General features: G+C 36.7%; 3 protein-coding genes and 1 pseudogene. 1 reads left to right on the top strand and 3 read right to left on the bottom strand.

Going from position 1 to position 5910, the window contains the following annotated elements:
- A pseudogene (locus AACQ49_RS16385) lies at positions 1 to 313 on the bottom strand (surface lipoprotein assembly modifier); the annotation flags it as partial.
- A gap of 1116 nt (positions 314 to 1429) precedes the next feature.
- Here AACQ49_RS16385 and AACQ49_RS16380 point away from each other — a divergent pair.
- Positions 1430 to 1708, top strand: coding sequence for a helix-turn-helix domain-containing protein (locus AACQ49_RS16380; protein ID WP_060961214.1), 279 nt, complete (start codon positions 1430 to 1432; stop codon positions 1706 to 1708).
- Positions 1709 to 1831: 123 nt separating this feature from the next.
- On the opposite strand, the gene AACQ49_RS16375 is transcribed toward AACQ49_RS16380, so the two are convergent.
- Both AACQ49_RS16375 and AACQ49_RS16370 read right to left on the bottom strand, forming a co-directional pair.
- Positions 1832 to 2833, bottom strand: coding sequence for a hypothetical protein (locus tag AACQ49_RS16375; protein WP_161706170.1), 1002 nt, complete (start codon positions 2831 to 2833; stop codon positions 1832 to 1834).
- 3 nt (positions 2834 to 2836) lie between these two features.
- A partial coding sequence (locus AACQ49_RS16370) for a phage tail tip protein J-related protein (protein WP_161779175.1) occupies positions 2837 to 5910 on the bottom strand: 3074 nt, incomplete at its 5' end.

The following is a 5910-nucleotide window of genomic DNA, read 5'->3' as shown; positions in this document are numbered from 1 at the left end:
TTTCGCTTTTCAGTTTATCAAATTGTTCTAATGCCGCCTCATTCTCTTTATTTTCAAATAATGCAATTGCTAACTGTAATCGAGCAAATATTAATTTAGGATTTTTAGACACCAAACTTCTATATAATGATATTGACTTATCTAATTGTTTATTCTTACGAGCAATAATAGCATTACCCCATATTAACAATTCATCATCTTCTTGCTTTTTTTGTTTTTCATAAATAGAAAGTAATAATCCAACACCTTCTACATCATTTCTTATTAATGCAGGAATAAATAATCGTAATAACAGAGTAGGATCCTCAACCAATTGAGCCTCAGTTATCAAATTGTTACTTTTTTTATTATAATCGTCATTCGCAATACTATGAAAACTCAGAAACAGAATAAATAATAGACAAAATCTGAATTTACAATTCAATATAAAATTCATAAATAAAGAAATAAACCCAATGAGTTATAACATTAAAGAAAGAAATGCTATATGATAAAATTCACAAAGTAAATATTCTTATATTAATTAAATCTTATAATCTTTTAACAATGATATTAGTTGTTTTTTAATTTTATTAAAATTATTTGGTTTGAACAAAAAAAACAATTATTTAACTTAAGAAAGGATATAATAACCCAATCATTTGATTAAATAATCAATATCAGCACTAAGCAATATACTTTATATCAGATATTTTTGTATTAATCTCAGCCCACACTGTAATTAACTAAAATTTTAAAAATTATAATATGATTATAATTCAATAGAAATTTTTACTAATTTTCTTAAATTTTTAGCTATATATTATAATTAAATTCGCAATAATATTAGTAAAAAAACTGATATTCATAAAAAAAACCCGTATAAATACGGGCTAAATTTTAATAAACGTAATGTTAAGATTTTCAAATGAAAACCTGATGAACAAAATATTAATACAATACATTAAAGACATAATCAATAATAAAAAATGACATTCAAGAATTTCATTTTATTTTTAATATTAAAGTTAATTTTTTATTATAATTATATACCCAAAATAGAAATAACCAGTATAAATATCTCTCAACAAAGCAGAACTAAATGATAATAGAAATCAATATCATTTGCGGGTGTTTTATCATTTGATAAATAGTAAAAAAAAAGCAAGGTGATCAATAAATAAGCAAAAATTTTTATTAATTATATAATCTATAATTTCATTATTAACACAATATTGAAATATCGAATAAATAACCACCACACAAAAAACAATACAACCACTTGAAAAAAAACAAAAAAAACACACCACCACCCTCATAAGATGAAATAAACAATATAAAAACCGTATTTTTTATAGCTAAAAAATTTTTTTTATTTAAACTAAATTAATCTTATAACTTTTTGCTCTATCCAGTTTAGTTGCAAGATATTTATAATCGGGACAATATCATGAATACATTGAATTACATCATCAGTAAAAAAATAAAACAAAAAAGAAAAGAACTAAAATTAACCGGCATACAAATGGGATACTTACTTGGAATAAGTCAACAACATTTTTCTCGATTAGAAAATGGTCACATTAAATTCACCGTAGAGCATATATTTGCTATCGCCTCAATATTAGAAGTTAAACCCGAAAGTTTATTACCAACCCACAATATAGCCAAAGCTGAGGCAATTTCATGGGCAAAAACAGTATTATCAGCCGAGACGACTTTACGATGAAATAAAATAGACTAACTATTTATTACATATTAAATAAATAATATATCAATACACACCCATTTATAGTTACACAGAATAAAAACTTAGTACTACTTAAATATTTTATATCATTCACATTTTTGACTAAAAATAATGTGAACCATTGAGGACATAAAAGGGGATACGTTGCTCTACATGATGTTGCCGATGAGCATCACGTATCCGTTCACTCACAAAAATCTGTTTTCCCCGAAAACGTATCCCCGTATTACGCTTGGCCCAATCAATATGGTCATCCTGATAAGACGCATTCACAAACTGACTTGTTGCACAGACTAAAGGCAAGCTATATGGAGTCTCTACACTCCCCTCCCGCAATAACAATTCCATTGATTTTCCTCGGGTAAAAGGCAAATAGTCCGTATTAAAGACCAGTGTTCCATCTTCACTGTACAGTGATAACCCCCAACGTCTCTTCGGGGTCAAAACCATTCCTGAAACGAAAACACACACATAAATGTCTGTTTGGGCTGAACTGTATAATTGCTTTTTATGCGCTAAATAGCTCACTTCCGCTTGAGGGTTGGTGGCATGATAAAACACAACACACTTATCTAAATGCGGTAATGTTGTTGGCAAAGACCAATAGCGCCCGCCTTCAAGGTGGATTTTTTGTCGAGACACACAATAAGTCATTTGTGTATTACGTGTAATCGCACTTCGAAATCCCTGAAAGGCTCCATACCACTCCACACCATACGTTGGTTTTGTACTATCCGGTAACGGGATACCATAAATATCGACCACCATATTGGCTCTTTTGGCCATCTGTGGGTCTTGAACCTGAACATTGTCATAAACATACTCATAACGTAATACAGGCCCTTCCATTCGGATATGCGTTATTCCCTGAAAATACGCATAATCATTCACCGCCATATACACAGAAGCCACTCTCGGGATGGCGAACGCCTCATACCCCATGGCTTCATGAATGACTTTGCTCCGTGTTTTTTTCGGTTGTCGATAATGGGGCCAATCTTCTGGCCCTATCTGATAAGAGGTTAAATAACAGAGAATTTGCGTATCACGCGTTAAACGGTAAGGTTTACCGCCTTCAACAGGAAAAATTTCAAGACCATACATAAATCAATTCCCTAGATAACCGATTTTCATCACAAGGCGTTTTTTCTCATCTTTGACGACCAATTGATTATTGGTGATATTTAATGCCCCATTACCACCCGTAAAGCGGAAAATATTGTTTTTGGCATCCAATAAAAAGCCATTCCCTTTATCAAATCCCGATGATTTAAAATAATTGAGTACTACTAGTTTCTGTATCCACGCTTTATCCATTAAGGCTTCATGAATAACCACCTGTCCATTCTTCACGACAAACGGTGTCACCACTTTGCCGTTTAATGACGATATCACTGCAAAGTTTTGGGCATTAACCAGAAATTGACTATTTCCTTGCGCATTGAATCCTAAGCCAATGCCAGTAATGACTTTATTCCCTTTGCTATCTTGTTGGACTTTCATTGTCCATGATGCCGAAATTTTGCCATTTATGTCTGTGACCACTTTCGAAGTTTGTTCGATTTTAGCTGAACTTGTACCCACTTGGCTTTCTAAGCGAGTCACTTGCTGGGCGGTCGAGGTCACCTTACCTGAAACCTCGGTCACTTTAGTTTCAAGTTGGTTTACCGCATTCGCCGTTGCATTGGCTTTCTGTTCGCTGGATTTAGGTACTTCATTCGCCACAAATCCTTTCGGTGCCATCGATTGCTTGTTGTTGGTGTAAGTGCTGGTGATAATTTGATGGTTAACACTTTTATGCTTAGTGAGTTGGTATTTGGCGCCTCCTCGCAAATAGATATATTCCACAGAACCATTTATTAATTGAGCGGGTCCCATCACAGGAGATTGATTTGTCCATCGCCAATCAAAATTATCAATGATGCGGTTTTCAGACTGGGTTCCCCATCCAGAACCACTGACTTGCCATTCCACAATCATGGCAAAACCTTTGGTGCTGTGCGTCGCATAGCTGGGTTTATTGTCTGAATATTGCCCTAAGGTTCTAAAAACCTTAAACGCGTAACGACGAGAGGTCACTAAAGGCAAAATAACCGGATAATAGGTGTTTTCATTGAGTTTTGATAAATCTAAATCCACCACCACAGATCCCGTTAAATCGGATTTCACTTTATCTAATTTGCTGGATAACGTTTGTACCTGAGAGGTTGCGGACGTCACTTTGCCATCAATATTCGACACTCGAGTACTTAACGTATTTACCACACTGCTATCAGCTTTCCCCTTAAGATTTGAATTGAGCGTTGAAATCTCTTTCGATTGTGCTTGCTGTTTCGAGGTAAGGGTTTCTAATGATTTATTAATCGCGGAAACATTCCCATTCATCCGTGTTTCCAATGATTGTCTGGCTTTCGCTTCTGCTTGGTCGCCTGTAACACGTGCTTGTTTCTCAGAGGAAATGAGCCCTGCGGTAACTTTAGATAAATCATTACCGGTATAATCACCACGAAGTTGTGTAGCTAAGAATTGGCGCTGTTGTGCCTCCGCTTTATCAGCTTCAGCGCGAGCTTGTTGTTCTTGGTTAATTACCGCTCCTCGTGCAACTTGCTCCGCTAAAATCGCATCATGGTTCGCTTTCACTTGCGTGTTTAACTCAACAACAGCTGATTGGTCAGCTTTGCTGTTAATTTCACCCAATAGATCTTGTGCGAGTTGATCTCGGCTGATTTGACCCGCTAATTCCTCAAGAATTAAATCGGTTTGAGAAGAGCAAGTACCTGAAGCTTCCACAAAAGGTGATTTACCATAGCTGTTGATTGTTCGAACATAAAAATAATACGTATGCCCTGCTTGTAAATTCTCTTGCGTCCAGAAATTCCCTTGGCCAACTTTATTTGTTTTGGTGATCACTTCATTTTCAGAAAGATCAGCGAGCTTTTCCTCACTAAACCAAAATTCAAAGGTATAACCAAAGACAGCGCTATCGCCTTGTTTCGGTGCAATGGTCAGATTAAATAAGCCAGAGGTAACATCAATATGCTCAGGAGGCGGTGGTGCTTGAATAGCAAAATCACTGATAGCGGGTGCCGACATCGCGCCAGCCACATTTGTCGCCCTAACTTCAACACGATAAGTGCCTCGCGCTAATCCGTTAATATCAACACGCTCAGCCGGTACCTGAATAGATTGAATAACATTGCCTTCTTGAAGAATAGTAACGGTGTTATAGCGCACATCAGACGCCACATTCTGCCAAGAAAGCGTACCTTGCACGATGTCACTGACTGCAAGTGGAACAAAGGTAAGATTAATCGGTGAAGCAACACCACCAGCGGGTAAACTCACAAATGGCGGACGCTCAAACGGTTTGCCAACCACATCTTCATATAAATAGGCACCATCCTCTTCCAACGTTAAAGCCACACCGTCTAATGCATGGAAAGACCATTCGGCAATACGGAATTCCAGTCCACTAATTCCCAAAGAAGGTAATTCTAAAAGCACAACTTCACCAGGACGATAAGCATAGCCGTCTAAGTTCATGGTCAATTGAACTCGTCTTCCTGCTTTCTTTTTACGAAGATATTGACGAGCTAATCGTTGGGCTTGATAAGGGCTGGTGACAAAACGATAGTCGATATTCTCTCGAATTTCTAAGCCATCCTCTTTCACCCATTCGTCCACAATCACAGGCGTGAAGTCGGTTTTTGTGTACAACTGTTCGGCATCAATAAACGTGCCATACACCGCATTGGTCGCGTCTTTTAAGCCTGTTTCAGGGGTACACGTAACGGTGCCAATCAATTGTGATTCAGTAATGGTTTTTACTGCAGGCCCATAATAAGCACCGATTTGAATACCGTGTTTTCCTGCGGTGAATGTCGGTTCCGCGTTAATACATTTGTGCATCGCTTCCAAGACACTGGATGGACTCTCATTTAAGTCATAGGCACCATTAAGGGTATATCGCGACTCAAATCCGCCTTCTGGCAGACTCACTTTTTCATCACATAAATCGGCTGCCTGTTTAAAGCTGTCAAAATCAATATCTGTATCAGGTACTTTTAAATAATGGCGGTAATAATCTAAAACCACTAAGGCCCCATTATTACTCCATGCAGTTTGCCCAGTGCGAGGATCAAACAGATGTTTTCCCCAAACTTCACATTTCACATTGGGTA

This window comes from Proteus sp. G2675, from assembly GCF_963886535.1.
In the GTDB taxonomy this organism is placed as follows: Bacteria; Pseudomonadota; Gammaproteobacteria; order Enterobacterales; family Enterobacteriaceae; genus Proteus; species Proteus mirabilis.
This window is presented reverse-complemented; position numbering and strand designations above follow the sequence as displayed.

Coding starts and splice junctions, on each gene's coding strand:
- AACQ49_RS16380 (WP_060961214.1), top strand. CDS start 1,430: ATGAATACATTGAATTACATCATCAGTAAAAAAATAAAACAAAAAAGA.
- AACQ49_RS16375 (WP_161706170.1), bottom strand. CDS start 2,833: ATGTATGGTCTTGAAATTTTTCCTGTTGAAGGCGGTAAACCTTACCGT.